The organism is Synechococcus sp. RS9902 (assembly GCF_014279635.1).
Taxonomy (GTDB): Bacteria; Cyanobacteriota; Cyanobacteriia; order PCC-6307; family Cyanobiaceae; genus Parasynechococcus.
Genome location: NZ_CP047949.1, coordinates 1968114 through 1992986, shown reverse-complemented (window position 1 = coordinate 1992986; position 24873 = coordinate 1968114). Strand labels below are relative to the sequence as shown.

General features: G+C 60.5%; 32 protein-coding genes and 3 tRNA genes. 15 read left to right on the top strand and 20 right to left on the bottom strand.

Features of this window, described 5'->3' with window-relative positions:
* The first annotated feature begins 26 nt into the window (after positions 1–26).
* Entirely contained in the window at positions 27–1715 is a 1689-nt protein-coding gene (locus SynRS9902_RS11005) for a Ppx/GppA phosphatase family protein (RefSeq protein WP_370586302.1), read from the top strand.
* Here the strand turns inward: SynRS9902_RS11005 and SynRS9902_RS11000 are convergent.
* The 6 genes from SynRS9902_RS11000 to petC all read right to left on the bottom strand — a co-directional run bounded on the left by SynRS9902_RS11000 (position 1699) and on the right by petC (position 5815).
* The gene (locus SynRS9902_RS11000) at positions 1699–2475 is read right to left on the bottom strand and encodes a RodZ family helix-turn-helix domain-containing protein (RefSeq protein ID WP_186509137.1); all 777 of its coding nucleotides are present in this window, start codon (positions 2473–2475) and stop codon (positions 1699–1701) included. The genes SynRS9902_RS11005 and SynRS9902_RS11000 overlap by 17 nt on opposite strands.
* Positions 2476–2565: 90 nt before the next feature.
* Positions 2566–2637, bottom strand: a tRNA-Val gene (locus tag SynRS9902_RS10995).
* A 25-nt stretch (positions 2638–2662) separates the two neighbouring features.
* A complete protein-coding gene (cobM, locus tag SynRS9902_RS10990) occupies positions 2663–3424 on the bottom strand; it encodes a precorrin-4 C(11)-methyltransferase (protein ID WP_186509136.1) in 762 nt (253 codons plus the stop codon).
* On the bottom strand, positions 3421–4299 hold the full coding sequence (lgt, locus tag SynRS9902_RS10985; RefSeq protein ID WP_255446125.1) for a prolipoprotein diacylglyceryl transferase: 879 nt from the start codon (positions 4297–4299) through the stop codon (positions 3421–3423). The genes cobM and lgt overlap by 4 nt, the downstream gene beginning before the upstream one ends.
* Positions 4300–4304: 5 nt before the next feature.
* Complete coding sequence (petA, locus tag SynRS9902_RS10980) at positions 4305–5240, bottom strand: cytochrome f (protein WP_186509135.1); 936 nt, start codon at positions 5238–5240, stop codon at positions 4305–4307.
* A 38-nt stretch (positions 5241–5278) separates the two neighbouring features.
* Positions 5279–5815, bottom strand: coding sequence for a cytochrome b6-f complex iron-sulfur subunit (gene petC, locus SynRS9902_RS10975; RefSeq protein ID WP_006850760.1), 537 nt, complete (start codon positions 5813–5815; stop codon positions 5279–5281).
* Between the two features lie 47 nt (positions 5816–5862).
* Between petC and SynRS9902_RS10970 the strand changes: the two genes are divergently transcribed.
* Positions 5863–6279, top strand: coding sequence for a DUF3067 family protein (locus SynRS9902_RS10970; RefSeq protein WP_186509134.1), 417 nt, complete (start codon positions 5863–5865; stop codon positions 6277–6279).
* On the opposite strand, the gene tatC is transcribed toward SynRS9902_RS10970, so the two are convergent.
* Together tatC and SynRS9902_RS10960 are read right to left on the bottom strand one after the other, a co-directional pair.
* A complete protein-coding gene (tatC, locus tag SynRS9902_RS10965) occupies positions 6260–6964 on the bottom strand; it encodes a twin-arginine translocase subunit TatC (RefSeq protein ID WP_186495276.1) in 705 nt (234 codons plus the stop codon). The two genes, SynRS9902_RS10970 and tatC, sit on opposite strands and share 20 nt — an antisense overlap.
* A gap of 125 nt (positions 6965–7089) precedes the next feature.
* Positions 7090–8817, bottom strand: a complete 1728-nt coding sequence (locus SynRS9902_RS10960; RefSeq protein WP_255446124.1) for an NFACT family protein — start codon at positions 8815–8817, stop codon at positions 7090–7092.
* 38 nt (positions 8818–8855) lie between these two features.
* Between SynRS9902_RS10960 and gmk the strand changes: the two genes are divergently transcribed.
* On the top strand, positions 8856–9413 hold the full coding sequence (gene gmk / locus SynRS9902_RS10955) for a guanylate kinase (protein WP_186509133.1): 558 nt from the start codon (positions 8856–8858) through the stop codon (positions 9411–9413).
* Between the two features lie 113 nt (positions 9414–9526).
* On the opposite strand, the gene psaJ is transcribed toward gmk, so the two are convergent.
* Positions 9527–9643: a photosystem I reaction center subunit IX gene (gene psaJ, locus SynRS9902_RS10950; RefSeq protein ID WP_006850741.1), complete on the bottom strand. Its 117-nt coding sequence runs from the start codon at positions 9641–9643 to the stop codon at positions 9527–9529.
* A 32-nt stretch (positions 9644–9675) separates the two neighbouring features.
* On the bottom strand, positions 9676–10152 hold the full coding sequence (locus SynRS9902_RS10945) for a Photosystem I reaction center subunit III (RefSeq protein WP_114988265.1): 477 nt from the start codon (positions 10150–10152) through the stop codon (positions 9676–9678).
* 77 nt (positions 10153–10229) lie between these two features.
* On the opposite strand from SynRS9902_RS10945, the gene tsaD reads away from it, so the two are divergent.
* Complete coding sequence (gene tsaD / locus SynRS9902_RS10940) at positions 10230–11303, top strand: tRNA (adenosine(37)-N6)-threonylcarbamoyltransferase complex transferase subunit TsaD (RefSeq protein ID WP_186509132.1); 1074 nt, start codon at positions 10230–10232, stop codon at positions 11301–11303.
* 24 nt (positions 11304–11327) lie between these two features.
* Positions 11328–11522: a chlorophyll a/b-binding protein gene (locus tag SynRS9902_RS10935; RefSeq protein WP_255446281.1), complete on the top strand. Its 195-nt coding sequence runs from the start codon at positions 11328–11330 to the stop codon at positions 11520–11522.
* Here the strand turns inward: SynRS9902_RS10935 and SynRS9902_RS10930 are convergent, their stop codons facing one another.
* Positions 11523–12692, bottom strand: coding sequence for a type IV pilus twitching motility protein PilT (locus SynRS9902_RS10930; RefSeq protein ID WP_186509131.1), 1170 nt, complete (start codon positions 12690–12692; stop codon positions 11523–11525). It abuts the gene before it with no gap.
* A 113-nt stretch (positions 12693–12805) separates the two neighbouring features.
* Here SynRS9902_RS10930 and wecB point away from each other — a divergent pair, with 113 nt between their 5' ends.
* Genes wecB through SynRS9902_RS10910 form a run of 4 tightly spaced genes read left to right on the top strand, consistent with a single transcriptional unit; the run spans position 12806 to position 15989 of the window.
* Positions 12806–13918 (top strand): non-hydrolyzing UDP-N-acetylglucosamine 2-epimerase, encoded by a 1113-nt coding sequence (gene wecB / locus SynRS9902_RS10925; protein WP_186509130.1) that lies wholly within the window; start codon positions 12806–12808, stop codon positions 13916–13918.
* Complete coding sequence (locus SynRS9902_RS10920; protein WP_186509129.1) at positions 13887–14489, top strand: DUF1643 domain-containing protein; 603 nt, start codon at positions 13887–13889, stop codon at positions 14487–14489. Before wecB ends, SynRS9902_RS10920 begins: the two co-directional genes overlap by 32 nt.
* Positions 14489–14734: a hypothetical protein gene (locus SynRS9902_RS10915; RefSeq protein ID WP_115010390.1), complete on the top strand. Its 246-nt coding sequence runs from the start codon at positions 14489–14491 to the stop codon at positions 14732–14734. Before SynRS9902_RS10920 ends, SynRS9902_RS10915 begins: the two co-directional genes overlap by 1 nt.
* A complete protein-coding gene (locus SynRS9902_RS10910) occupies positions 14724–15989 on the top strand; it encodes a sodium:proton antiporter (protein WP_186509128.1) in 1266 nt (421 codons plus the stop codon). The genes SynRS9902_RS10915 and SynRS9902_RS10910 overlap by 11 nt, the downstream gene beginning before the upstream one ends.
* Here the strand turns inward: SynRS9902_RS10910 and gltX are convergent.
* The 6 genes from gltX to SynRS9902_RS10880 form a co-directional block, all read right to left on the bottom strand.
* On the bottom strand, positions 15933–17366 hold the full coding sequence (gltX, locus tag SynRS9902_RS10905; protein ID WP_186509127.1) for a glutamate--tRNA ligase: 1434 nt from the start codon (positions 17364–17366) through the stop codon (positions 15933–15935). The genes SynRS9902_RS10910 and gltX overlap by 57 nt on opposite strands.
* Before the next feature lie 21 nt (positions 17367–17387).
* Positions 17388–17461, bottom strand: a tRNA-Asp gene (locus SynRS9902_RS10900).
* Positions 17462–17676: 215 nt separating this feature from the next.
* Complete coding sequence (locus SynRS9902_RS10895) at positions 17677–17865, bottom strand: hyperconserved protein Hcp (RefSeq protein ID WP_006043540.1); 189 nt, start codon at positions 17863–17865, stop codon at positions 17677–17679.
* A 37-nt stretch (positions 17866–17902) separates the two neighbouring features.
* Positions 17903–17975: transfer RNA gene (locus SynRS9902_RS10890), tRNA-Trp, on the bottom strand.
* A 60-nt stretch (positions 17976–18035) separates the two neighbouring features.
* Positions 18036–18509 carry a 50S ribosomal protein L19 gene (gene rplS / locus SynRS9902_RS10885; protein ID WP_114988301.1) on the bottom strand — a complete coding sequence of 158 codons (474 nt, stop codon included), beginning with the start codon at positions 18507–18509 and terminating at the stop codon, positions 18036–18038.
* 25 nt (positions 18510–18534) lie between these two features.
* Positions 18535–18822, bottom strand: coding sequence for a PepSY domain-containing protein (locus tag SynRS9902_RS10880; protein WP_186509126.1), 288 nt, complete (start codon positions 18820–18822; stop codon positions 18535–18537).
* Positions 18823–18875: 53 nt separating this feature from the next.
* Here SynRS9902_RS10880 and map point away from each other — a divergent pair, with 53 nt between their 5' ends.
* Positions 18876–19721, top strand: coding sequence for a type I methionyl aminopeptidase (gene map / locus SynRS9902_RS10875; protein WP_186509125.1), 846 nt, complete (start codon positions 18876–18878; stop codon positions 19719–19721).
* Here the strand turns inward: map and SynRS9902_RS10870 are convergent.
* Positions 19702–20439 (bottom strand): SDR family oxidoreductase, encoded by a 738-nt coding sequence (locus SynRS9902_RS10870; protein WP_186509124.1) that lies wholly within the window; start codon positions 20437–20439, stop codon positions 19702–19704. The genes map and SynRS9902_RS10870 overlap by 20 nt on opposite strands.
* Before the next feature lie 36 nt (positions 20440–20475).
* Here SynRS9902_RS10870 and ebsA point away from each other — a divergent pair, with 36 nt between their 5' ends.
* The 3 genes from ebsA to SynRS9902_RS10855 are packed head-to-tail and all read left to right on the top strand — an operon-like array spanning position 20476 to position 22521.
* Entirely contained in the window at positions 20476–20844 is a 369-nt protein-coding gene (ebsA, locus tag SynRS9902_RS10865; protein WP_186509123.1) for a type IV pilus biogenesis protein EbsA, read from the top strand.
* Positions 20845–20870: 26 nt separating this feature from the next.
* Positions 20871–21968 (top strand): phosphotransacetylase family protein, encoded by a 1098-nt coding sequence (locus SynRS9902_RS10860; RefSeq protein ID WP_186509122.1) that lies wholly within the window; start codon positions 20871–20873, stop codon positions 21966–21968.
* Between the two features lie 16 nt (positions 21969–21984).
* Positions 21985–22521: a DNA recombination-mediator protein A gene (locus tag SynRS9902_RS10855; protein ID WP_186509121.1), complete on the top strand. Its 537-nt coding sequence runs from the start codon at positions 21985–21987 to the stop codon at positions 22519–22521.
* Here SynRS9902_RS10855 and SynRS9902_RS10850 read toward each other — a convergent pair whose 3' ends face one another.
* On the bottom strand, positions 22522–22938 hold the full coding sequence (locus SynRS9902_RS10850) for an MAPEG family protein (protein WP_115161484.1): 417 nt from the start codon (positions 22936–22938) through the stop codon (positions 22522–22524). It lies immediately after the preceding gene.
* Between the two features lie 99 nt (positions 22939–23037).
* On the opposite strand from SynRS9902_RS10850, the gene SynRS9902_RS10845 reads away from it, so the two are divergent.
* Positions 23038–23535 carry a YajQ family cyclic di-GMP-binding protein gene (locus SynRS9902_RS10845; RefSeq protein WP_006850457.1) on the top strand — a complete coding sequence of 166 codons (498 nt, stop codon included), beginning with the start codon at positions 23038–23040 and terminating at the stop codon, positions 23533–23535.
* Positions 23536–23647: 112 nt separating this feature from the next.
* Positions 23648–24607: a glycosyltransferase family 2 protein gene (locus tag SynRS9902_RS10840; protein ID WP_186509120.1), complete on the top strand. Its 960-nt coding sequence runs from the start codon at positions 23648–23650 to the stop codon at positions 24605–24607.
* Between the two features lie 10 nt (positions 24608–24617).
* On the opposite strand, the gene SynRS9902_RS10835 is transcribed toward SynRS9902_RS10840, so the two are convergent.
* A complete protein-coding gene (locus tag SynRS9902_RS10835; RefSeq protein WP_186509119.1) occupies positions 24618–24872 on the bottom strand; it encodes a hypothetical protein in 255 nt (84 codons plus the stop codon).
* Position 24873 lies beyond the last annotated feature (1 nt).

Below are 24873 nucleotides of genomic sequence, written 5' to 3'. Positions count from 1 at the left end.
ATTTGAAGAACCCTAGTCAGGGCCTGATGGCCTCGGCCGTCAGTGGCAGAGTGGATTTCATTGCCGCTCTGACGTTGATGCTGGATGCCAAGGCCCCAGCCCAGCCAACGGAACAGAACAACGGCGCGTCGCAGGCAGTGAACGCTGATCAGCGTCGGATCGCCGCCATCGATATCGGGACCAATTCGTTTCATCTTCTGGTGGCAGCCGTTGATCCGAAGCTGCGCACGTTTCGGATCATCCAGGCCGAAAAGGCCACCACGCGTCTGGGGGAGCGTGATCCCGAGACCGGTGAGCTGACCGCGGCGGCGATGCAACGGGGGCTGGAAACCCTTCGCCAGTTCAGAGATCTCGCCGCCAGTCACCGGGTTGAGCAGATCGTCACAGCGGCGACGAGTGCCGTTCGAGAAGCACCCAATGGTCGCGATTTCCTTCAGACCATCCTCGACGATCTGGGGATGGAGGTGGATTTGGTCAGCGGCCCCGAGGAGGCCAGGCTGATCTATCTGGGCGTCCTCTCAGGAATGCCGTTTGGAGACCGTCCGCATCTTCTGCTCGACATCGGCGGTGGCTCTACGGAACTGATCCTTGCCGATGGTCGTGATGCCCGCGCCCTGACCAGCACTCGTGTGGGGGCTGTGCGACTCCAGCGGGACTTTGTTCGGGATGATCCGATGCCCCCTCAACGGCGGTCATTCCTGCAGGCCTTCATTCAGGGGTCGCTTGAACCTGCGGTCGACAAAGTGCGTCGCAGGATCAAACCCGGTGAAACTCCTGTTTTGGTAGCCACCAGCGGCACGGCGATGGCGATTGGCTCCCTTGCGGCGAGTGAAGAGGAGCGCCCACCCCGCAAATTGCATGGGTACCGCGTCACCCGGCAGAGCCTGAATCAGGTGGTTGATCGTTTGATCACGATGACTCATGCGCAGCGACGGGAGTTGGCTCCCATCAACGATCGTCGGGCCGAAATCATCGTTCCCGGTGCGCTGATCCTGCAAACCACCATGAAGATGCTGGGTGTGGGGGAGTTCGTGCTCAGTGAGCGGGCGCTCAGGGAAGGTTTGATCGTTGATTGGATGCTTCGCCAGGGTCTTCTGGAAGACCGCTTCAGCTTTCAGAGCAGCATTCGGCAGCGCACTGTGCTCCATCAGGTGCAGCGTTTTGCGGTGAACCAGAGCAGGGCTGAACGGGTTGCCAGCCATGCCCTAAGCCTCTACGACGCCACGCGAGGCGTGATGCATGACGACAGTGGCGAAGGGCGTGAACTGCTTTGGGCTGCTGCGATGCTCCATACCTGTGGCCAGCACATCAACATCAGCGCTTACCACAAGCACACCTGGTACTTGATTCGTCATGGTGAGTTGCTGGGCTATTCCGAGGCGGAGCACTTGATGGTGGCGGCCATTGCCCGCTATCACCGCCGCAGCCTGCCGAAGAAACGCCATGAGTCCTGGCAGCTTGTGGCCACCCGAGACAACCGTCGCTGTGTTCATCAGATGGCCCTGCTGCTGCGCTTGGCCGCGGCACTGGATCGCAGGCCTGAGCCGGTGATCTCAGCACTCCGCATTCATGCGGTGAAGGGAAGTCTGGATCTGGAGATCGTCCCTGAGCGGGTCAACCAGAACGTCAGCCTTGAACAGTGGAGCTTGGAGGGCTGCGCTGAGGTGGTGAAGGAGGCGGTTGGCGTGAATCTGCGCGTCAGGGTGCAGTGCTGAGCGGGATCCAGCGGATGTCATCCACAGCGCCAAGGGTGCGTGTCTCGGCGTCGGGAGAACTGAGCTGCACCAGATCAGGCCGGCCGGCGTAGATCTCCACGAGATCGGGATTGTCAATCCTGCGCTCACCGTTCAGCAGCCCTTCGAATTCCACAACTCCCTCACGCCGTAGGGCGATCCAGCTGGGTTCGCTGCTGCTGATCGTGAGGCCCAGGTCGGCCGTTGGTGGCGCTGAAACGATGAGGGCATCACGCTCATCTGCAACCTTGGTCACCTCCAGATCGGTTTCGCTTGGCTCAAGGGTTGGATTGGCAGGCTTAAACCCCTGGGCGAAGCGCGTCAACTCGGAGGCGTTGCTCCACACAACAAAGCCAAGGCCAGCAAGCCCGGCGAGGGCCACGAGGGGAAGCGGATTGAATGTTCTTCGGTTCTGAGGAGCGATGCCCCGCGGTGTTGCCCCGAGAGTCGCCCGTTTGGGCGGTTTTGTGGTGAGGGGGCCGAGGGTTTGAACCATGGCATCAGCATCCAAACCCAGATGCGAACTGATCCGGCGCACCATGGCCTTGATGAACACGGGTTCAGGCAGTTCGGCTTGATCGCCCCTTTCCAGTGCTGCCAGTTGCTCCTCGCCCATGTGCAGCTGGCTGGCGAGCTGGTTCTGGCTCAGGCCCGCAACAGCCCGAGCCTCGGCCAACTGTCGCCCTGCTTCAACCAGGCCCTTGGCTTTGCCCTGGTCGTCCGCAAGACTCCGCTCGTTCATCAATGGGTCGATCGACCTCGTTCAAAGCTGAACTTAGGCCGATAAAACAGTGCAGTCAGCACCAAAAGGATTAAATCCCACCAAAAAATATGGGCGATACTGGATTCGAACCAGTGACCCCTTCCGTGTGAAGGAAGTGCGCTACCACTGTGCTAATCGCCCGCACAAATCGATCTTAAACCACCGCCTATTGGGGTTTCGGACGGAACAGGTGGTCGTGGTCAGGCGAGTAAAGCCTTGAGCGCTGAGGACCACCGGCAAGGGCCGGACTCACCACATAAAGCGTTGTGCGAATCAGATTGCGTTCTCGACTCACCGCAGCCATCTCCCTGAGAGGGACCACGGTGAGCATCTGATCAGGCCAGCTCACCCGATGTCCGATGGCTACGGGCGTGTCGGCGGGGTAGTGCTCCAGAAGGGTGATTTGCACCTCTTCAACGTGTCGTGCACTCAGATAGATGCAAAGGCTGGCGCGCAGGGCGGCCAGCCGATCCAGCTGTTCCCGTTCCGGCACGCCGGTGCGACCCCCAGCGCGACTGAGAACAATGGTTTGCACCACGCCTGGGAGGGTGAGTTCGCTGGCGAGTCCGGCGGCTGCCGCTTGGTAAGCGCTGATCCCGGGAATCACTTCCACAGGGATTTCGGCGTCGCTTAGGGCGCAGATCTGTTCATTGATGGCGCTGTAGAGCGCCGTGTCTCCATCGTGGAGCCGCACCACCCGTTTGCCCTGGCGCTGCCGGTCGATGAGCAGCGGGATCAGCTCTTCGAGGGTGGTCGTGCTGGTGCGGATGCGCTCGCAATCCGCTGGTGCCAGATCGGCGATGGCTGGACAGACCAGGGAATCCGTCCAGATCAGCACGTCGGCCTTGTTCAGACGGTCAGCCGCGCGAAGGGTGAGCAGGTCTGGAGCACCGGGGCCTGCGCCGACGAAACTGACAACGTGACTCAACTGCGTTGGCCTGATGGATCAGGCAGGGGTCGCTTCCGTTGATATAGCCACCAAAGCCCCAGTACGCCGAATGCGACCAGGGTGCAACTCATCAATTGAGCGATCCGGATTCCCCCGTCGCAAGCCGGTGGAAGCGAACCGATGCAGAGAGGATCAATGCGCAGACCTTCGATCCAGACACGGCCAAGGCTGTATCCCACCAAATACACACAACTCATGGCGCCCGATGGGAGCATTCCAGGAGCTTTGAGTCCGCGGCGAAAGAGCAGCATCAGCAGTCCGAAGAGAAGCAGGTTCCAGATCGATTCGTAGAGGAACGTTGGGTGGAAAAATTCCGACGTGCTGTACATCACAGGGCGGCTCTGCGCCGGGATGAACAGCTTCCACGGCAGGTCAGTTGGAACCCCGAAGGCCTCGGAATTGAAGAAATTCCCCCAGCGACCGATGGCCTGTCCCAAGGCCACGGAGGGAACCAACACATCCAGCACATCCCAGAAGGGTTGCCGGCGCCAGCGGCAGAACAGGATCAGCGTGATTGTTCCCGCCAGCAAAGCACCGTGGATGGCGATCCCTCCTTCCCAGATGGCCAGGGCTTTGAGCGGGTTGGAGGCGTAGTTGTGCCACTCGAAGGCCACGTAGTAAATCCGTGCTCCGATCACGGCAAACAGCACGATCACGGGCAGCAGATCGCTGACCAGGTTGTTCTCCAGCTGTCGAAGCTTGGCCAGTCGGCTGGAGAGGTTCAGTCCAATCAAGACGGCTGTTGCAATCAGCAGCCCGTACCAACGCAGGGGAAGGAACCAGTTGTGGGTGTGAGGCAAAAATTCCCCTGGCGACTGGAAGGTCGCCAGGGGAAACAGGGCTTCAACAGCCATAGCGATCAGAAGTTGCCTTCAGCGGCCTGAACCTTTTCGATCTGCTTCTTCTTCAGCACCAGCATGATCTGAGCCAGAGCCACCGCCGCGAAGAAGGCGAGCAGGCCGTAGATCCGAACGGGGTTCTGCAGAACAATCTCTGCGTCCACCTGGCCGAAGCCGCCCACGTTGGGATCGTTGGTCAGGGCAGCACCGGCTTCGATGCTGTCACCAACGCTTACCAGAACTTCAGGACCAACCGGAATGGTCTCGCTCACGCTGCTGCCGTCAGCAGCCTTGATGCTGACCACGCTGGCGCCGTTGTCGCCAGGTTCGATGGAGGCAATGCTGCCGCTGGCAGGAGCCGTGTAGACGGTGTTGTTGCTCTTCTCACCGGTGGGATACACCTGGCCACGGCCGCGGTTGCCACCCACGTGGATCTGGTATTTGCCGAAGTGGATGTTGCTATCGGTGGCGGGATCAGGAGACAGCACAGGGAAGACGATCTCTTGGTGCTCATCACCAGGGATCGGTCCCACCAAGAGGATGTTGGGCTGGTCGTCGCTGTACTGGGTGAAATAGACGCCCTCTGTTTCTTCCTTGATTTCGTCGGTCCAGCGGTCTTGAGGAGCCAGGGTGAAGCCGTCAGGAAGCATCACAACGGCGCCCACCTGCAGGCCCACGTCGCTGCCGTCAGCACCGATCTCCTGGAGACCGTTCTCATAGGGAACCTTGACGCTGGCGGTGAAGACGCTGTCGGGGAGGACCGATTGGGGAACTTCAGCCTGGGTCAGCTTTTGGGCCAGGTGGCAGTTGGCGCAAACAATCTTGCCGGTGGCTTCCCTGGGGCTGTCGTAGTTCTGTTGAGCCCAGAAGGGATACGCCCAGCTGGCGGCCGGAGCGATCAGCAGAGCCAGTCCGATGACCAGCGATCCAAGGAAAAGCGAGAGGTGACGACGCATGGGACGGTGAGGAGATGCAGGCGTAGGGAAGGGAAAGATCAGGCCCACCAGGGCTTATCACCAGTTCGGAAGTCGGTCTCGGTCCACTGGCTCACGAACACGTTGTCGTTCTCCACGCTGACGTTCGCCAGGGCCAGAGAGAGAGGGGCAGGGCCACGAACCACCTTGCCGGTGGCGTCGTACTGGCTGCCATGGCAAGGGCACATGAACTTGTTGGCACCGCTGTTCCAGGGAACGACGCAACCGAGGTGGGTGCAGATGGCGTTGATGCCGTAGCTGCCGATGGCGTCCTCGCCTTCGACGATCAGATAGGTGGGATCACCCTTAAGGCCCTGCACCAGGCTGCGATCGCCTTCGGGGTGGCTGGAGAGCCAGCCGCTGGCTGTGATGGGATTGCCCAGCTCATCTTTGGCACTGGTGCCACCGCCGCTGCCGGCGGCCTTGGGGGGAATGAAGTAGTTCGCCACCGGGTAGAGGGCTCCCAGGGCCACACCAGTGACGGAGCCGAACGTCAGCAGATTCATGAACTGCCGACGACCCATTCCGGGCACATCGCTCGAGGAGAGTTGGGTCATGGCGGACGTTCATCCAGCTCGGAATGGCGTCCATTATGGATGCTTAAGTGCCTGTCAAGCTTTGCAACGACTGGTGTCTTCCTGTCCCTGCCTCTTCTGCTTCTGTGCTTGAAATCGCCAAGCCCGTGCCCGAGCCGCCGCTCAGTGTCGATGAGGTGATGGCCTGTCTACGCCAGCGCTGGCGGGCGACTTACGACCTTCAGCTGGTGGTTCGACGCCGTCGTTTGTACCTCCAGGTGATGTGGGCCTATCTCGAGCAACAGTCGTTTCCGATGGACCTTGAGGCCTATCGGCAGCATCTCGGTGAAGTGCTGGATGTTGTGAATCGTCTTGGTTTGGCGGGTGAAGTGCGCCAATGGCTCGGTTCCACCCGTGACAAACCCCGTCTCGGCAAGGCGTTGAGTCTTCCGCTGGAGGCGGCAGGGCCGGAGGCGGAAACGCTGATCAAGGAGTTTCTGGTCTGAAGGATTCGGTCAGGGCCACCAGGCCGACGCCGATCAGGAACAGTGCCGTGATCGCTCCAGCCAGCAGCAGCATCGTGATCGGATCGGTGGATGGCGTCAGCACAGCTCCAGCCAGGGCTGAGCCCAGCACAACCCAGCGCCAGGCCCCAAGCATCGGCCTCCAGCGCACCAGCCCCAGAGCCCCGAGCAGCAGCTGCAGCACGGGGAGCTGAAACGCCAGCCCGGTGGCCAACATCAGCAGCAGAACAAAATCCAGATAACGCTCGATCGACCAGAGCGGCTCCACAACATCGGCGCCGTAGCTCACCAGAAAACGCAGGGCGGCTGGCACCAGGGCCCACCAGGCAAAGGCCAGCCCCGCCATGAACAGCACTGCGGAGCCGGCGACGGCAGGGGCAATCAGGCGTCGTTCGCGGATCGTCAGGCCCGGCAGCACGAAGGCCAGGATCTGAAACAGCACGTAGGGCAGGGCCAGGGTGAGGCCGGCGTAGCCGGCCACCTTCAGCGAGACGAATAAAAACTCGCCTGGTGCCAGTTGAAGGAAATGAATGCCGCTGGCTGGTGCTTCCAGCAGGCGCACCAGCGGTTTAACCCCCAGTAGGCAGGTCAGCGCTGCAATGACAACGGCCAGCAAGCTGCGCAAAACCCGTTGACGCAGTTCCTCCAGGTGATCCACCAGAGGCATCTCCACCTCATTGGGCAGATCGGCATCGCCAGGTGCCCTCCCAATGCGAATGGGTGGTGGTGGCTGCAGAGCTGGGGGACCTTCGGGGCGCTCAGACACGGACGCAGGGCGGGCGGCGCAACAGGTCAGCCCGAATGTGGGATCAGGCTAGGGGCAAGCAGACGCTCTTCCGCGCCCTGGGGATCCCCCCAGCGGATTTCAGCTTGTCCATGGCGCACGGTGCCCGGGCCGGCACCGGGAATGCGCTGCAGCTGATCGGTGGGCACCATCACCACCGCCACCCGCGTGTTGCCCCGTGCGCGGCTGAAATAGGCCGCCAGATCCGTTGCCATCGCCAGGTCGGATTCCTCGGCCAGCCCGTTGGAGCTCTTCAACACCACGTGACTGCCTGGGCATTCCTGGGCGTGAAACCAGAGGTCACCACTGCGGGCCTGGCGCAGCGAGATCCAGTCGTTCTGGCGGTGATTCCGCCCCACCTGCACCTTGAGACCTCCGGGTGTGTTCAGTTCCAGCGGCTTGGGCTGGTCCCGTTGACGCTGCTGACGCGTGCTGCGACGGCGTTCCTTGGGCTGTAACAGCTCATAGAGTTCCTCCCGCAGATCATTCAGAGCGGCGAGGCGCGCCGGGCCGTCCTGCCAGGTGGCACTTAGTTGATCTTCGATGAAGGTTTCGCTCGCGCTGATCAGCTCAAGCCGTTGCTGATGGTGCTCCAGCCGCTGCTCAAGGATCGGGCGCGATCTCCGCAGTTTTTTGGCCCTGCGATAGAGCGACTGGGCTTCATCGACCTGGTCGCGGCTTGGGTTTCCAAGGCAGAGGAGAGCGTCCGCCTGGCGTTGAAGAGCCCCGTGCCCGTCGGTGGCCTTCAGGCGCTGGTGTTGGTCCTGCTGGGCTGCCTGTTCTTTGCTGCGCCAACGCTCCAGGCGTTGACGCAGATCTTGGCTGACCCGTGCCAGGGCCCGTTGCTCTTGGGATTGCTGGTGCAGGGATCCCAGGGTGAGCGCCAGAGCGGGCTGTGGATGCACTTCGCCCTGGGGAGACCCCCAGACCCGGTAACGACCGTCGTTCTCCACCACCAGGGCGAACTGCTCACGCTCGAGCTGGTCCAACCAGAGCGACCAGCGTTCAAACAGGTGGCACCAGTGGCGAGCATCCAGGCTGTCCACCGGGGTGTTCAGGTGCTCGCCGGCGAGCTGTAGTGCAAGGGCTGGGCTGATCCCCTGATAGGTCTGTTGCAGGGCCTTGCGCAGCGCGATCGGAACGAGAGAGAGCCGCTCCTTCCAGCGTTCAAAGCCCTCCGTTGGATCCGGTGCCAACCCCTGCAGCATCGGGGGTGGGCTGTAGGAATCACCGGTGGAGAGAGGGCGCACGCGGGACTGATGGTCCCGGACCTGTCGCCCCAGGGCAATGATCCGGCGCTGCTCATCCAGCAGCAGCAGGTTGCTGTGCCGTCCCATCAGCTCCAGCACGAGCACCCGCTGGATCGGTTCCCCAGGGCGTTGGGCAAACCGGAATTCCACCACCCGTTCAAAACCACTCTGGTGGAGCTCCACCAGAGCCAGCTGGCGGAGGCTGTGTTGCAACTGTTGGGCGAAGGTGCTGCCGCTGCCGCTGCGCGGGGGAGGGTTGACCTCTACCAGCCGAGGGGCCTCCGCTTGCCAGCTCAGTTCCAGCCACACCATCCCCTTGAGGCTGCGGCATCCCAGTTGAATCGTTGCCGGGTCCGGTTGTTGGGCCTTCTCGAAGCGGCTGGGCACCAGCTTTGGGCGCAGATCCCAGAGCACCGCGCGCAGCGTGGTGAGATCCATTGGCTGCAGGCTGGTGGAGGCGATCACCTGGAGCACCGGGTGGGGCATTGGGGCTTCCTACTCTGCTGACCCACGCAGACGCCGCGATGTCCACCAGTGGAAAGCTCACCTTGATCACCGGCCCCAGTGGAGTCGGCAAGGGAACGCTGGTGAACCAGCTGCTGGAACGGCACCCCCAGATCTGGCTGTCGGTGTCGGCCACCACCCGTTCTCCGCGCCAGGGGGAGCAGAACGGCATCAACTACTTCTTCCACAGCCGTGCGGGGTTTGAGGCCTTGGTGGAGCAGGGAGGTTTTCTCGAGTGGGCGGAATTCGCGGGGAATTGCTACGGCACCCCCCGAGGTCCTGTGGAAGAACAGATGGCGGCGGGGCGCCCCGTGCTTCTGGAGATTGAGTTGGAAGGTGCCCGCCAGGTGCGTCGCAGTTTTCCGGACGGTTTTCAGATTTTTCTGGCTCCCCCCAGCTTTGAAGAATTGGAGCGCCGGATCCGTGGGCGCGGAACCGATGCGGAGGATGCCATTCAGCGCCGCTTGACGCGCGCTCGCGAGGAGCTCGAGGCCCAACAGGAATTCGATGCTGTCGTGATCAATGACGATCTCGAAGCAGCGTTGAACCGAGTGGAGACGCTGATGGGGCTGGGATAACGCGGAGCTGCTTTTTGCAACGCTGATCGTCGCAACCCTGACTTTTGCAACGGGGGCAGGCACAAAAAAAGGGAACCCGAAGGTTCCCTTGCCTCTGGAAAGTCAACCCAGATTCACATCGGGTGGAAGAGAAGATCGGGGAAAAAGCGGTTCCACTCGATCAGGATTCCTGCGGTGGCGGTGAACCAAATGGCTGCAACCACTGGAGCTGCGGTCAGAAACTTGTTCATTGTTGAGGGAGCAATGGTTGAAGTCGTTTGAATCAGCGTGGTGAAACAGTCACCTTGCTGTCGTCTTCGAGCAGCTTGCCGCTGGTGAATTCACCGAAGGCAGCCAGAGGCCAGGTGGCAGCAGCCAGAAGGCTCTTGATGGCGATGCTGCGATCGATGAAAATTTCGTACTGGGCAGCATTCTTGCCGCGAGTTGCTTTCAGGTACTCACGACCGGCCCAGCCGATGCAGCCGGCGACGTACAGGAACATGATCCCGGGATACACAAAATCACCGGCGTGGCTCCAGCGGCCATCGACGATCAGGTGGGGAAGGCCATCCTCACCACAGGAGGCCTGGCTGTACATCTCGAAGCGAGCTTTGGCCTGAGGCGTGGTGGCAGCGGCAGCACGCTGCTGGAAGCGGGCGCTTTCTGAGCAGGGGGTGAGGCCAGCCACATCCGCCTTGGCGACGGGGGCGAAGCCGAACACCAGGAGTGCTGAAAGCACGACGGCGAAGAGACGACGCATCGGAACAATTCCTCTGAACGGTGCCCCGAAAGGGCAAGATGTCACAAGTCGGACAGTAGGGGAGGCGCATCGCTTCGATGCATGCAGTGCTTGCCCTCGAAACAAGTTGTGACGAGTCCGCTGCAGCGGTCCTGCGCCGTCACGCGGATGGGCGAATCGAGGTTCTGGCGTCGCGGATTGCATCTCAGGTTGAGGAGCATGCCCGTTGGGGTGGTGTTGTCCCCGAAATCGCTTCGCGCCGCCACGTTGAGGCCCTGCCGGGGCTGGTGGAGACCGTGGTTGATGAGGCGGGTATCGCTCTGGGGCAGCTGGATGCCATCGTGGCCACGATCACTCCAGGTCTGGCCGGGGCTCTGATGGTGGCCTCGGTGACGGGTCGCACCCTTGCTGCGCTGCATCAGCGCCCCTTTCTCGGCGTTCATCACCTGGAGGGCCATCTGGCCTCGGTGATGCTTGGAGATGCCCCACCGCAAGCTCCTTATCTGGTGTTGCTTGTGAGCGGGGGCCACACGGAGCTGATCCTGGTGGCTGACGACGGTGGGATGACGCGGCTCGGCCGAAGCCATGACGATGCCGCTGGAGAGGCTTTCGACAAGGTGGCCCGCCTGCTTGGTCTGGGATACCCCGGAGGTCCTGCCATCCAGGCTGTTGCCGAAACGGGTGATGCAATGCGCTTTCGGCTGCCCAAGGGGCGGATTTCATTGCCGGGCGGCGGTTTTCACCCCTACGACTTTTCCTTCAGTGGTCTGAAGACCGCCATGCTCCGCACTGTGGAAACTTTGCGGCAAAACCCTGAGCCGCTGCCTCTTGCCGATCTGGCCGCCAGTTTCGAACAGGTGGTGGCTGATGTTCTGGTGCAGCGCAGTCTTCGCTGTGCTGAAGACCACGGTGTTCAGCAACTGGTGATGGTTGGGGGCGTCGCAGCCAACCGTCGCTTGCGCCAGAGCATGCTCGAACAGGGGAAGCAGCGGGGCATAACGGTCTCCATTGCTCCGCTGGCCTTCTGCACCGACAACGCCGCCATGATCGGGGCTGCGGCCTTGCTGCGTCTGGGCCAGAACCCTGCTTGCACGTCTCTTGAATCAGGTGTAGCCGCCCGCTGGCCCTTGGATCAGGCCAATGCGCTTTACACACCAGACCCACCCTTCTAGGTGAGCCTTTTAGGCTTGAAGGCACTGTTCGGTCTCTGCGTCGTGGACCAACCGGAAACCAGACCCGATGCTCCGGAGCCCGTGGAGGCTGATGAGCTGAACGCCTGGAAGCGTGGCTTCACTCCACAGGCCGAAATCTGGAACGGCCGTCTGGCGATGATCGGCCTCTCCGCAGGGATCGCTGTTGTTCTTTTGGTGCGTGTGTTCAGCGGTGGCTGATTAGCTTCGGCCCCTCAGTGCCTGAGCCAGCTCGTTGGGTTTGAGGCTGACGGCAACCGCTTGATCGCCGTCAATGCGACCCGCCTCCACCAGGGCCAGCAGCGATTGATTGGTGGTCACCATCCCATCAAACCCGCTGCGCTCCATAATGTCTGCCACCTCATCGAGCGCCCCCCGCTGGATGTAGTCCTTGCAGGCGTCGGTGTTGATCAGGATGTCGTGAAACGCAGCCCGTTTTCCATCTGTTGTTTTGATCAAGCCCTGGGCAATCACCCCCAGCAACGACTCGGACAACGAACGGCGCACACTCTCCTGCTCTTCAGGCGGATACATGCCGAGAACCCGTTCCACGGTTTTCACCGCTGAATTGGTGTGCAGCGTTCCGAATACCAGGTGGCCGGTCTGGGCCGCTTCCAGTGCCGTGGAAACGGTTTCCTGATCCCGGATTTCGCCCACCAGAATCACATCGGGGTCTTCCCTCAGGGCCGCCCTCAGGGCGTTGTGGAATCTGAGGGTGTGTAACCCCACTTCCCGGTGCCGGATGAGGGACTTGCGGCTCTCGTGCACGAACTCAACGGGATCTTCGATCGTGAGGATGTGGCGTGCTTCGTTGCGGTTGATCCAATCGATCATGGCCGCCAGGGTTGTGCTTTTGCCGGACCCTGTCGGTCCGGTCACCAGGATCAGTCCCTTCGGACAGGCCGCGAGGCTCTCCAGCACGCTGGGCAGATGCAGCTGCTCCATGGTGAGGATCGTCTGCGGAATCAGGCGCAGCACCATGGCCGGGCCCCGCAGGGAATCCATCAGGTTGATGCGCACGCGCACGAAGGGGAAGGCATGGGAGCCGTCAAATTCCTTGTCGCGGTTGAAGCCATCGATCTGCTGTGGCGTCAGGATTTCCTGGAGCCATCCCTGAAAGACCTCGGCGCGGGTGACTGGCCAATCCGTGCCTTGCATGTCTCCCCGGGCTCGGTAGCGCGGCACTTCCCCCACTCCGAGGTGGACATCGGAATGGCCGGAATCATGGGCGATTTGAACGATCTCCTCGAGGCTTGGAGAGCCATCCGCAGTGGCCCTGGGCGCCGGGTTGTGAACCTCCCGAGATCGTCCTGAACTTTGGCCGGAGGTTGGGCGCGGCGGGAAGCTGGGGGGGAAGACCGGCTGAGCCACGTTGATGGCAAGGGATCTGTCTTCAGGATCGTCTCGATGCCGGAACTGGCAAGGATTTCTCACTGTTCTCTCCGGGTTGACGCCCGTAAACTCCAGCGGTCCGTCTGGATGGAATGGCTGAACAGCCCCGCGTCACGATCGTTCTGGGAACGCGTCCGGAGGCGATCAAGCTGGCTCCGGTCATCTGGACGTTCCAAGCCTGTGATGCATTGCAGACCCGTGTCGTCCTGACCGGTCAGCACCGCGAAATGGTGGGCCAGGTGATGGATCTGTTCCATCTCCAGGCGGATCAGGATCTCAATCTGATGGCCCCCCGTCAGACCCTGACCCATGTCACCTGTGCTGCGCTGCAGGGGCTGCGGGAAGACTTTCAGGCCTATCCGCCGCAGTTGGTCCTGGTGCAGGGCGACACCACCACGGCGTTTGCCGCTGGTTTGGCTGCGTTTTACGAGCAGATCCCGGTTGGTCATGTGGAGGCCGGCCTGCGCACTGACAATCTTCTGGATCCCTTCCCGGAAGAAGCCAACCGTCGGCTCCTTTCTCAGATCGCAACCCTTCATTTCGCGCCGACGCTCAAGGCCGAATCCAACCTGAAAGCATCCGGGGTGGTCGGGGAGATCGCCGTGACCGGCAACACCGTGATCGATGCGTTGTTGTTGATGGCGGAATCGGCGCCGGATGTTCAGTTTGATGGCCTCAACTGGGATCAACAGAGGGTGATCCTCGCCACGGTGCATCGCCGTGAAAACTGGGGTGAGCGGCTGCACGACATCGCTGCAGGAATGCTGCAGGTGCTTGAGCGCTACCCCGACACGGCGCTTCTTCTGCCGATGCACCGCAACCCGACGGTGCGTGAACCGCTGCAGGCCCTGCTTGGAAGCCATCCCCGAGTCGTTCTGACCGAACCTCTGGACTACGACCGTCTCGTTGCAGCGATGAAAGGTTGCTGCCTGTTGCTCACCGATTCCGGTGGTCTTCAGGAGGAGGCCCCTGCGCTCGGCAAACCCGTGCTGGTTCTGCGGCGAACCACAGAGCGGCCGGAGGCCGTTGATGCTGGAACAGCCCGGCTGGTGGGCACCGATCCCGATGTGATCCTGGAAGAGACCTCGCGGCTGCTTGGGGATGCCACGGCCTATCAAGAGATGTCCCGCGCCGTTAACCCCTTTGGCGATGGTCACGCGAGTGAACGCATCCTTGCGCTCTGTCGCCGACAGCTCGGCGTCTGAAGCGTCCCTCAGCAGCGATGGCTGTTACCGCTGGTGGCTGCGGCGCTGCCTGGGTGCCGGCGAAGGGTGCCTCCTTTTCGTGGGTCTGAATCCCTCGAGAGCTGATGGCCAGCGTGATGATCCGACCCTGCGCCGTTTGATCGGCTTCGCCAGGCAATGGGGATATCGGGAGTTGCTGGTGCTGAATCTGTTCGCCCGGATGTCGCCGTCTCCGGCGGCGCTGCTGCGGGTGAAGGACCCCATCGGTGAGCAGAACGACGCGATCTTGAACCGCTGGTTCAACCACTGGTCCCGAACATCTGGGGTTGATCTCTGGTGTGGATGGGGGGCGAATGGGGCGCGATGGGACCGGGCTCAGCTGGTTCTTGGGACCATTCAGCGTTTGCTGCCGCACCGCCGACGCTCCGTTCCCGACTCGCCGCATCCTCTGATGCTGGGGCAGACGGCCTCGGGGCAACCGCGCCATCCGCTTTATGCCCCGCGTAACGCCTGTCTTCGCCCTCTTCTCTGGGCAGACCCGGAACCGATCCGTCATCCTGTGGGGACCGTGATGGATGTCTTTCCGCGCTGATGTCCCGTACGCCCCGCCGCTACGCCGTCCATCTCCACCTTGTGGGAGGGCAAACCGAACGGGTGTTTTTTCCGAAACTCGAGACCTTCCAGGAGTGGTACCAAGGGGTGGTCAATGCCGAGAACCAGGGCGGTTTCGTCAACGTTCCCCTCAGTGATCTGGAGGGCGAGTATCTGGTCGTACGCCCCCAAGCGGTGATCGGCGTGCGCGTGGAACCTCAGTTTTCCTCTGTCGATGACGCCTGAGCGTCTGGGCCTCCTCTGGGGCGTCACGGTTTCCTCGGGTGCTGCAGCCCGTTTTCTGGCGGCCAAGTCGGAATTTCCTGGGGTGGTGTTACTGCTCCTGTCGGGGCTGCTGATTGGTCGCTCTGGTCTGGGTTGGGTGGAACCCCTTGATCTCGGCTCCGGGCTTGGAACCGTGGTGGGTCTTCTTGTCAGCCTGGTGCTGTTCGATGGCGGACTGAATCTGCGTCTGCCTGGAGACACGATCAAGGCCACGGTGCAGCGCATCGCAGCCCTGCGTCTGTTGATCTCCCTGGGAGGCGGTCTGTTGGCGGCCCATTGGCTTGCGGGCCTCAGCTGGTCGCTTGCGGCTGTGTTCAGTGCCATCGTGCTGGCCACGGGGCCAACGGTGGTCACACCCCTGGTGCGTCAAATTCGGCTCGCACCTCCTCTGGGCGAAGTCCTGGAGGCTGAGGGACTGGTGCTTGAGCCCATCGGCGCCGTTTTAGCTCTGCTGCTGTTGGAGCTTGTCCTTGGCAACCTGCATGGCTGGCGGGAGGTGATGCTCGGCCTGCTGTATCGATTGGGCGGTGGTGTGCTGATTGGTGCGAGCGTCGGCTGGCTGCTGTCAGAACTGCTGCGACGGCTCAAACCCGATCAGTTGAAGGGGCTCCCGCTTCAGCTCAGTCTGGGTTTGCTGTTTCTGATGTATGGCGTCAGTGAATGGCTGCTGCCGGAATCCGCCCTGCCTGCTTCGGTGGCGGCGGGCATCGTTGTGGGTCGACGTCCAGGCCCCCACACCGCTGAATTGGATGGTTTGATTCAGGAACTGGCGCAGTTGGCGATCACGATGCTGTTTCCGCTGCTGGCTGCTGACGTCTCCTGGGCTGAACTCAGTCCGCTGGGTTGGGGCGGCATCCTCTGCGTGCTGTCGTTGATGCTCGTGGTACGTCCGATCGGCGTGGGTTTGGCCACCATCGGGTTGCCCTACAAGCTTGAACAACGGCTGTTTCTGGGTTGGCTCGCTCCGCGAGGCATCGTCACCGCAGCGGTGGCCTCTCTCTTCGCTATACGCTTGGAGCAAGCCGGCATCCTGGGGGCAGGACGCCTTCAGGGGTTGGTGTTCCTCACCATCCTGATGACCGTTGGTCTTCAAGGCCTCACGGCTCAGCCGTTGGCTCAGGCTCTTGGCCTAGTCAAAGCTGACGATGACGAGCCTGCCTCAGCCGAGGCAGCGGCGCAGACGCGGCAGGTCCTCACCGATTCGGGCCAGCAATGACCAGGTGGTGATCAGATCGGGGCCTTGAAGACGCCCCAGCAGAGCGGCGCGCAGTGACTTCATCACAACCCCTTTCTTTACACCGGCTGCTTTGGCGGCATCCCCCAGCCAAGCCTTGGCTTGATCAACGTCGCTGCCGTCCCAAGGGTTGTTCTCGAGCCGCTGAAGCAGGTCGGCAATGGCTGCCTTGGCTCCTTCGATCGCGAGTTGCTCGAGGGCATCGTCCTGGAGTTCCGGACGATCAAAGAACGGTTCCGCCTGATCGACGCCATCTTTGAGCAAGGTGAGGGATGGCCCCAGCAAGGCGCAGAGGTCCAGGCACCAGCTCTTGTCGCTGGGAGGGGTCCAACCGCGTTCGGTCCACAGCGGCGTCAGTTCCTCCAGAAGATGGTCCGCCGTCCAGCCATGCAGAACCTGGGCATTCAGCCAGTTGAGCTTGTCCCAGTCGAAACGCGCCCCGGCTTTGTTGACGCGGTCGAAACCAAAAACGGCTGCGGCCTCACGCAAGCTGAACCGTTCCTCCATGCCCTCCGGTACGGACCACCCCAACAAGGTCATGTAGTTGGCGATGGCGTCAGGGGTGTAGCCCATGGCGCGGAAGTCGTTGATGGAGGTCACTCCATCCCGTTTTGAGAGCTTGCGTCCCTCGGCATTGAGGATGAGAGGAGCGTGGGCAAAGGTCGGCAAGGGCAGGCCCAGCGCTTCGTAGAGGAGCAGTTGCTTGGCGGTGTTGGCAATGTGATCTTCACCGCGGATCACATGGGTGATGTCCATCGCGGCGTCATCCACCACCACAACAAGGTTGTAGAGGGGATCGCCGATTTGATCCGCCGGGGCGCGGCGGGCAATCACCATGTCTCCACCAAGGTCTGAGCCTCGCCAGCTCATGGCGCCACGCACCAGATCATTCCAGCGAATTTCGGCAGCGTCATCGATGCGAAAACGAATCACCGCTTCACGGCCTTCTGCCTGAAACGCCTGCTCTTGCTCGTGGGTCAGAGACCTGTGGCGGTTGTCGTAGCGCGGGGCTTGATTGGCCGCTTTCTGCGCATCGCGCATGGCCGTGAGTTCCGTTTCGCTGGCGTAGCAGCGGTAGGCCAGTCCCCGATCGAGCAGGGTCTGTATGGCATCACGGTGCTGCCCCACCCGTTCGCTCTGGATGACGGGTTCCTCGTCCCAATCGATCCCGAGCCACTGCAAGCCTTCGAGAATGTTCTGGGTGTACTCGGGCTTGGACCGCTCCTTGTCGGTGTCTTCAATGCGCAGCACGAACGCGCCTTGCTCGTGCTTGGCGTAGAGCCAATTGAAAACAGCGGTTCGCGCCGTTCCAATATGGAGCGTGCCCGTCGGGCTGGGGGCCAATCGAACGCGCACCATCGTGGCTCTTGGTGGTGAGAACGGGACCGACGGGATTCGAACCCGCAACTTCCGCCGTGACAGGGCGGTGCTCTAACCGGTTGAACTACGGTCCCAGATCTGATTCAGAACTCGCGAGACGCGCTCCGAAGAATCTGATCTGTATCGCTTGAGCGACCTGATAAGTATCGACTGTCGCCCTGCCCTCCGTCAACAACTGAGCCATGGATCAGCCTGGTTTTGTCATCCGGGCGCCGCCACAAAAAAAACCGACGACAGAGTCGCCGGGACATGAGGGAAAACATCAGCTATACGCCGAATGACCAACGATTCAGGGACGGAATCCTGCAGGTTCGATGAGCCGAACCTGATTGCCGCGGGCTGTGAATTCACGCCCTTGATCACTCTGAACGACCACACGGCCGCCGGACTTGACGCGTATCACTCGGGCGCGGACCCAGCCGAGGGCGGCTGACTCCAACACCTTCACAACATCACCAGGTTGAAGATCCAACTCCATGCTCAGAACCGGGAAACTGCACGAGGGGAACATCGGACGCGCCGTGGAGGACTCGAACCCCCGACATCAGGTTTTGGAGACCTGCGTTCTACCAACTGAACTAACGGCGCAAGGCGATGTACCCCTCAGCCAACGTTGAAGTTGGCAACTGATTGAACGAGGTCGAAACCTCAGCGATCGAAGCGCTGCTTCACGCGGGTGGCCTTGCCCACCCGTTCCCGCAGATAGAAAAGCTTCGCCCTGCGCACTTTACCGCGCCGTTCCACCTTGATGGAAGCCACCTGGGGGCTGTGCAGCATGAACACCCGCTCAACGCCGATGCCCTGGAAAATCCGGCGCACGGTGATGGTCTGGTTCAGGCCACCATGGCGCTTGGAAATCACCACGCCTTCGTAGGGCTGAACACGCTCCTTGTTGCCCTCGCTGATGCGAACACCAACGCGCACGGTGTCGCCCACGTAGATCTCAGGGAGATCATCCTTTTGCTGAGACGACTCAAAGGAGCGAATCAGAGCTTCAGGGCTCAGTTTCTTGGCGGGGGCACCGGAAGCATTGCTGGCCTTCGCCGCTGCCTCAGGTGCTGTTTCCACAGCCGTTTCGGTGTTGTCGTCGGTCACCGCTGTGTCCTTCGAATCGGCTGCCATCCCAGCTCCGCGTTGTATCGCCAAACTATGAGTGTACCTTTCGACGCCATCGCTCCATCAGGAGCCCTATGCCTGTGATCAGCATCCACAGCAGGCCGATGGCGTTGAGAAGAACGACGACCGGTTCCAGGGTGGAACCAAGCCATTCCCCCTCGTGCACGACCATTAACCAGTGAACCTGGTCCCGGCTGGCTCCGAACCAGTCCCGGGCCAGGCGATAACTGACACCGGAGAACACCGTCACCAGCAAGGGCGTCAGAACGAAAGGTGCAACGCTTCGATGCAGTTCCCGCAAGCGCACAAGCAGCGACATGACCGGCATCAATTCGGTTGCTGTTGATAGCGTGACGGATATTGGGCTGAGCCATGAATCTCTTTGCTGATCTTCTGGCATCCACCCAGGCAGCGCAGGGGCAAGTGACGGCGACGGGCCCGCGCATTCAGAAGCGTCGCGGCGTTGAGATCAAATCAGCCCGTGAAGTGAAGATCATGCGCCAGTCCAGCCACATCGTCGCCACCGTGCTGCGGGAGGTGATGGGAATGGTGGAGCCCGGCCAGTCGACGGGAGATATCGATGCCTATGCGGAAAAGCGCATCCGTGAAATGGGGGCGACTCCAAGTTTCAAGGGATATCACGGTTTTCCGGCGAGCATTTGCGCCAGCATCAACAATGAAGTGGTGCATGGCATCCCCAGTCCGAAGCGTGTGATCCGCCAGGGCGATCTGCTGAAGGTGGATACCGGCGCCTATTTCGAGGGCTACCACGGCGACAGCTGCATCACGATCTGCGTGGGAGATGCGCCCCAGGAAGCACAGACCTTGAGCCGTGTTGCCAAGGAAGCCTTGATGGCTGGTCTGAGCCAGGTCAAAGCAGGCAACACCCTGCTGGATATCGCTGGAGCCGTTGAAGACCACGTCAAGGCCAACGGTTTCAGTGTTGTGGAGGATTACACCGGCCACGGTGTCGGCAGGAACCTGCACGAAGAACCTTCCGTGTTCAATTTCCGCACCGACGAGCTCCCCAACGTCACCCTGCGTCCTGGAATGACCCTGGCGATTGAGCCCATCCTCAATGCCGGCAGCAAGGCCTGCCGCACCTTGCGGGATCAGTGGACTGTCGTCACTCGCGATGGCTCTCTTTCGGCGCAGTGGGAGCACACCGTTCTGGTCACCAGTGATGGATGCGAGATCCTTACCGATCGGGGCGACTGAGGGTCCGGCTGTAGATCCGCCGTCCAAGCTCGGTCAGAGGCATCAAGACATACGTCAGTGGGTTCGGTGTCACGATCACCAGTCGAAATCCCCAGCTCGCCTGGCGAACCACTTGGCTTGCGACGAAATCGGCGCCCATCACCCCAATCGGATTGAGCGATGAGCGAAAGGGGCCGAGCACCAGCTTGCGCAGAATCAGGGCTTCGCGTCCGGTGGCATCAAGCACCGCACCGCGGATGCTCACCAGTTGCCCCAACATTCGCTTGGTGAGTTCATACACGGGACTGACGGCAGGCTGAATTTCAGCCTCTGAGGTGTTAATCCACACCTCCCTCGGACCAGCTTGCGGCGATGCTCTGCTGATGGCCTCAAATCGCTGCATCAGCCTCCAGCTGCTCAAGGTGTTGACCTCCAGCGCCTGATTGATCACTTCAGGGCTTTGGCCGCCTTGAGGATTGATCCCGTGGTTCAGCACCAAAACGTCGAGCTCCTCCAGATCGGCGTCCAAGCCGGCTTCGTCTCCGCAGCTCCAGCTCACCCAACGGTGGGGGCCATCCGCTTGCTCTGGAGGTATGGATCCGTGGGTGAAACCGATCACGTGGGCGCCTGCGGAACGGAAGCAACGGGCCAAGGCTGCGCCAAGGGCTCCACGAGCGCCTGTAATGCCGATCCGTTTGCCGAGAAAGGGGGACTGGGCCATGGGGCCAGCTTGGGGCATCCTTGAAACGAGCGGAGCACGAATCAAGCACCAGCTGTGTCAGATGCCGCCCAACTGGTTCTGTTCGCTCCCTACTGCGGTGGCGTCAGTCGCGAGCAGGATCTATCCGCAGCCCTGCAGATCCTGGGGCGTGGCGCACTGCAGGGGCGGCGTCCGGTGGCCGGAAGCGAGGGACACCCCTACAAACTCCGCTGGAATGGGGTCGCTGCACCGATGGAGAGGCTGGACTGTCAGCTTCGTTTTCCCGGTCATCCCGAGGGAGATCTTGATTTCGCCGTCACCACCCATCAGCTGGTGGTTTGGTTGATGGACCGCTCCCATCCGCAGCTGTCGCAGCCGGATCTGCCCGATGGGTTCTGGCAGTGGTTGTTGATCGAGCGCGGAGATGCTCCTGAACAGTCCTAGATTCAGTGGTGTCAGGCATCACCTCCATGGGAACGACACTGTTGATCGGATCGTGTGAGCCGTTCAGTGGGAAGTCGGCCCTTGTTCTTGGAATTGCCCAGCAGCTTGCCCGTGCCGGACAGCAGATCAGGTTCGGAAAGCCTCTGGCCACAAGCCTGGACTGGGACCCGAACCAGGGTCCGTTGCCTCAACCACTCATCGACGACGACGTTCGCTTTGTTGGTGAAACGTTGAATCTGCCGCCTGAGCGTTTGATTCCTTCGCTGCATCTGCTGTCGCCGACAACAGCTGCCCAGCGGCTTGGCCAGGGCGAGTTGGACGCTGGCCAAGGTTTCGCGGAGCTGCGCCAGCGCATTCAGGCTGACGACGGACTCACACTCTTGGAATGTGCGGGAAGCCTCCAGGAGGGATTGCTGTACGGACTCAGCCTTCCGCAACTGGCCACAGGTCTTGATGCCAAGGTCGTTCTGGTGCACCTCTGGCAGGACAGCCGCAGTGTTGATGCGCTGCTGGCGGCCAAGCAGACCCTGGGTGACCGTCTGGTTGGAGTGGTGCTGAACGCCGTCACTCCAGAAGAGGTCGACAGCTTGGAAAGACAGGTGGTTCCAGCCTTGCAGGGCCTGGGCTTGCAGGTGTTTGGCGTCATGCCCCGTTCCCCGTTGCTGCGCAGCGTCACGGTCGGCGAGTTGGTGCGGCGCCTCAATGCCCGGGTGATCTGTTGCCAGGAACGGCAGGAACTGCTGGTGGAAACCTTGAGCATCGGCGCGATGAATGTGAATTCCGCCATGGAGTTCTTCCGCAAACGACGCAACATGGCCGTTGTGACGGGTGCTGATCGCACCGACATCCAGCTGGCCGCCCTTGAGGCTTCAACCCAATGTTTGATTCTCACCGGGGCTGGGGAACCTCTCCCTCAATTGATAAATCGTGCCGAAGAATTGGACGTGCCTTTGCTCAAGGTGGAGCACGACACCTTGGCCACGGTGGGGGTGATTGAGCAGGCCTTCGGCCATGTGCGCCTGCATGAAGCCGTGAAGGCCACCTACGCCTTCCGTCTTGTGGAGGAGCATTGCAAGCTTGATCAGCTCTTCAATGCATTGAATCTGACGGTTCAGCACGCCTGATGGTTGCTAACTTCCGATGAAATCAGGCGGCAAGTTTTCCTTGGGTCAGTCACTGGATTTGCCGGCTCTTGATCGGGTTGACACACTTGCGCAGGAACTCGCTCTTCTGCAGGACAAAAGCCAACGAAGGATTGCCATTCTCGGCAGCCGCCATGTGCCCGTTGTGGCGGTTCACCTGATCGAATTGGTGGCCCGCTCACTGGTGCAGGAAGGCCATTCTCTGATCACATCCGGATCTCAGGGGGTGAATGCAGCAGTGATTCGCGGGTGTCTTGAGGTGGATCCCTCCAACCTCACTGTGCTTTTGCCCCAGAGCCTCGATCGGCAGGTTCCTGAAATCCGAGATCTCCTGGATCGGGTGTTGCACCTTGTGGACAAGCCTGAGCAGGACGACCTGCCCTTGCCGATGGCTAGCAGTTTGTGCAATCAAGAGATCATCAATCGCTGTGATCAGTTGATCTGTCTCGCATTTCACGACAGTGAAACCCTGCTGGCGAGTGCACGAACCGCTGAGGATATGGGAAAGGTGGTGAGCCTTCTGTATTTCGACTGATCAGCCGGCGGCGCTGATCACTGCCCGCAGTCCCTCCACGTAGCAGATGCCAACGGCAGTCACCCCCGTAGCCCAGCAGAGTCCCCTCAGGGGTGGGACGTTGCCGACATAGGCGAACAGATAAACAAATCGAATGCCTGGCCAGATCCACGCTGCTGCGATAGCCGTGGGGCTGCTGACTCCGCTGATCAGACACAACAGCATGGCCGGTGCTCCCAGGGTCAGTGCTTCCCAGCTGTTCTCCTGTGCCCACACGGCGCGCTGCCCAAAGGCGGGCAGCCGTTCAAACATCGCCCGAGGCGCCTGAAGATCCGCCATGGTGAAGTCGGCTTTGGCCCGGCCGGCACCGGTGAGCACGATGCTCACCATCACGACGGCTCCCATCAAGCAAAGGGCCCAGGCAAACGCAGGAGTCATGACATCCAATCAATCCCAGGGACCTTAACGGGCTTAGGTTGGCCACACCCAGCTGGGGATCGATGGGTTTCTAAACTGGAGTATCGACAGGTTTGCGACATGGCCAGCACTTATTCCTTCGATGTGGTCTCTGACTTTGATCGTCAGGAGCTGGTGAACACCCTTGATCAGGTTCGTCGTGATGTTGGCAACCGTTATGACCTCAAGGATTCCGGCACCGAGATCGATCTTGAGGAAACGGAGCTGGTGATCACCACGGCCAGTGATATGACGCTTCAGGCGGTCGAGGATGTGCTGCGAACCAAAGCGACCAAACGCAACCTCTCCCTCAAGATTTTCGATTTTCAAACACCTGAAACCGTCGGAGGCAATCGGGTGAAGCAGGTGGTGAAGCTGCGTAAGGGCCTCAGTCAGGAGATTGCGAAGAAGTTGAGCAAGATGGTGCGCGATGAGCTCAAAAAGGTGACGGTGGCGATCCAGGGTGAAAGTGTGCGGATCACCGGTAAGAGCAAAGATGACCTGCAAGCCGCGATTCAGCTCGTCAAGAGTAAGGAAGATGATCTTGATGTTCCTCTGCAGTTTGAGAACTATCGCTGATAAGGAGATCGCAAGGTTTGGTTTCGTGCGGTGTAAGCCTAAAAGTGGTTCTGATATTCAACAGGTTTTGTGCTGTTGTTTGTGGTAGCTTGAATCAACTTATTTGGTTTAAGTGAGCAGCTTCGCTATTGCGGTTCGTGTTTTTGATGGCGAAGCTCCTTATTTGCAGTCTTTCATTGATCACCATCGCCGCTTAGGAGTTGATGCTTTCTATCCGGTGCTTGCCCCGGGAGCTGCGCCGTTATGTCGCGAAATTTTTGCTCGAAATGGAATCGCATTTCATGAGTCTGATGGTCAGAGAATTAGCTCTGTTCAGGATCTGATTCGTGAGGATTACGTTGCAGTTGTTGATGCTGACGAGTATTTGCATCCAGGTCTGTTTGACTTTCTCGTTGAAGAAAATGTTGACTCGCTGGCAATGCCTTGGCGGCTCACGGCTTCATTGGATGACGGCTTCTTTGAGTCAAGTCGAAAGAAATTTTTTGTCTTCCCTCAGGTCAAGTCGATCGTTAAAACATCTGCTCTGAAGTTGCTTCGGCTGCATGAGTCTGCGACCGACGGCTCTGGTGTGAGGCTGGGGATTGCTCAGGGAAAACACTTTCCAGTACAGCACTATTACCTTCGTGGCCTCGACGACCTTCTTTTGAAAGAGGGTGGTGTTGTGAAGCGAACCTTGGCGCAGAGTTCCGGGCGAAAGCCAGTGAACTTAAGAGGTAATGCTGATTCATTAGATTTCCCCAGCCGCCATGCTCGTGTTGCCTACTTGTTAAAGGTCCTTGATTCAGTGCCTGAGCAGACTGATCCGTACAGCATGACGTTGGATCGTTCGATGTTGGATCGTCTTCGGGGCAATGTTGAGGTTGATCCTGAGGTCGCCAAGCAAGAGTTGCGCGACAGTGTTGTGAAGATCAAGAGGATTTTTCGGGATCGCACGATCCGTTCTGAGATCAATGCAATGCAACAGCTGCTCGCTTCCGATCCGCGCAAGGTCAGTTATCAAAAAAGAGTGCTGAAGTTGCTCCGGCAGGATTTTCAGTCTCGTCGCTCATGGTTGGCACGTTTTTTACGCTGAGGGGCGACGTTTAAGCGCTCTGGTCCCGGGCCCGTCGGGCATCGATGATCTTTGCCAGTTCCAGCACATAGCCGGCGCTGCACCAGCGCCCATGGCTGCGGGATCGGTTTTCAGGGTCCGAACGGATTTCAGCGGTCTCGGCCATCACGAGATCCAGCTCTCCCTGCGGCAGGTCATAGAGCTCCTGTAATTCCAGTTCCCGGTTGAGCAGATGGCTGCGAAACCATTTGCGGTTTTGTTCCTGGGGTGGGACGTCTCGGCTCAAG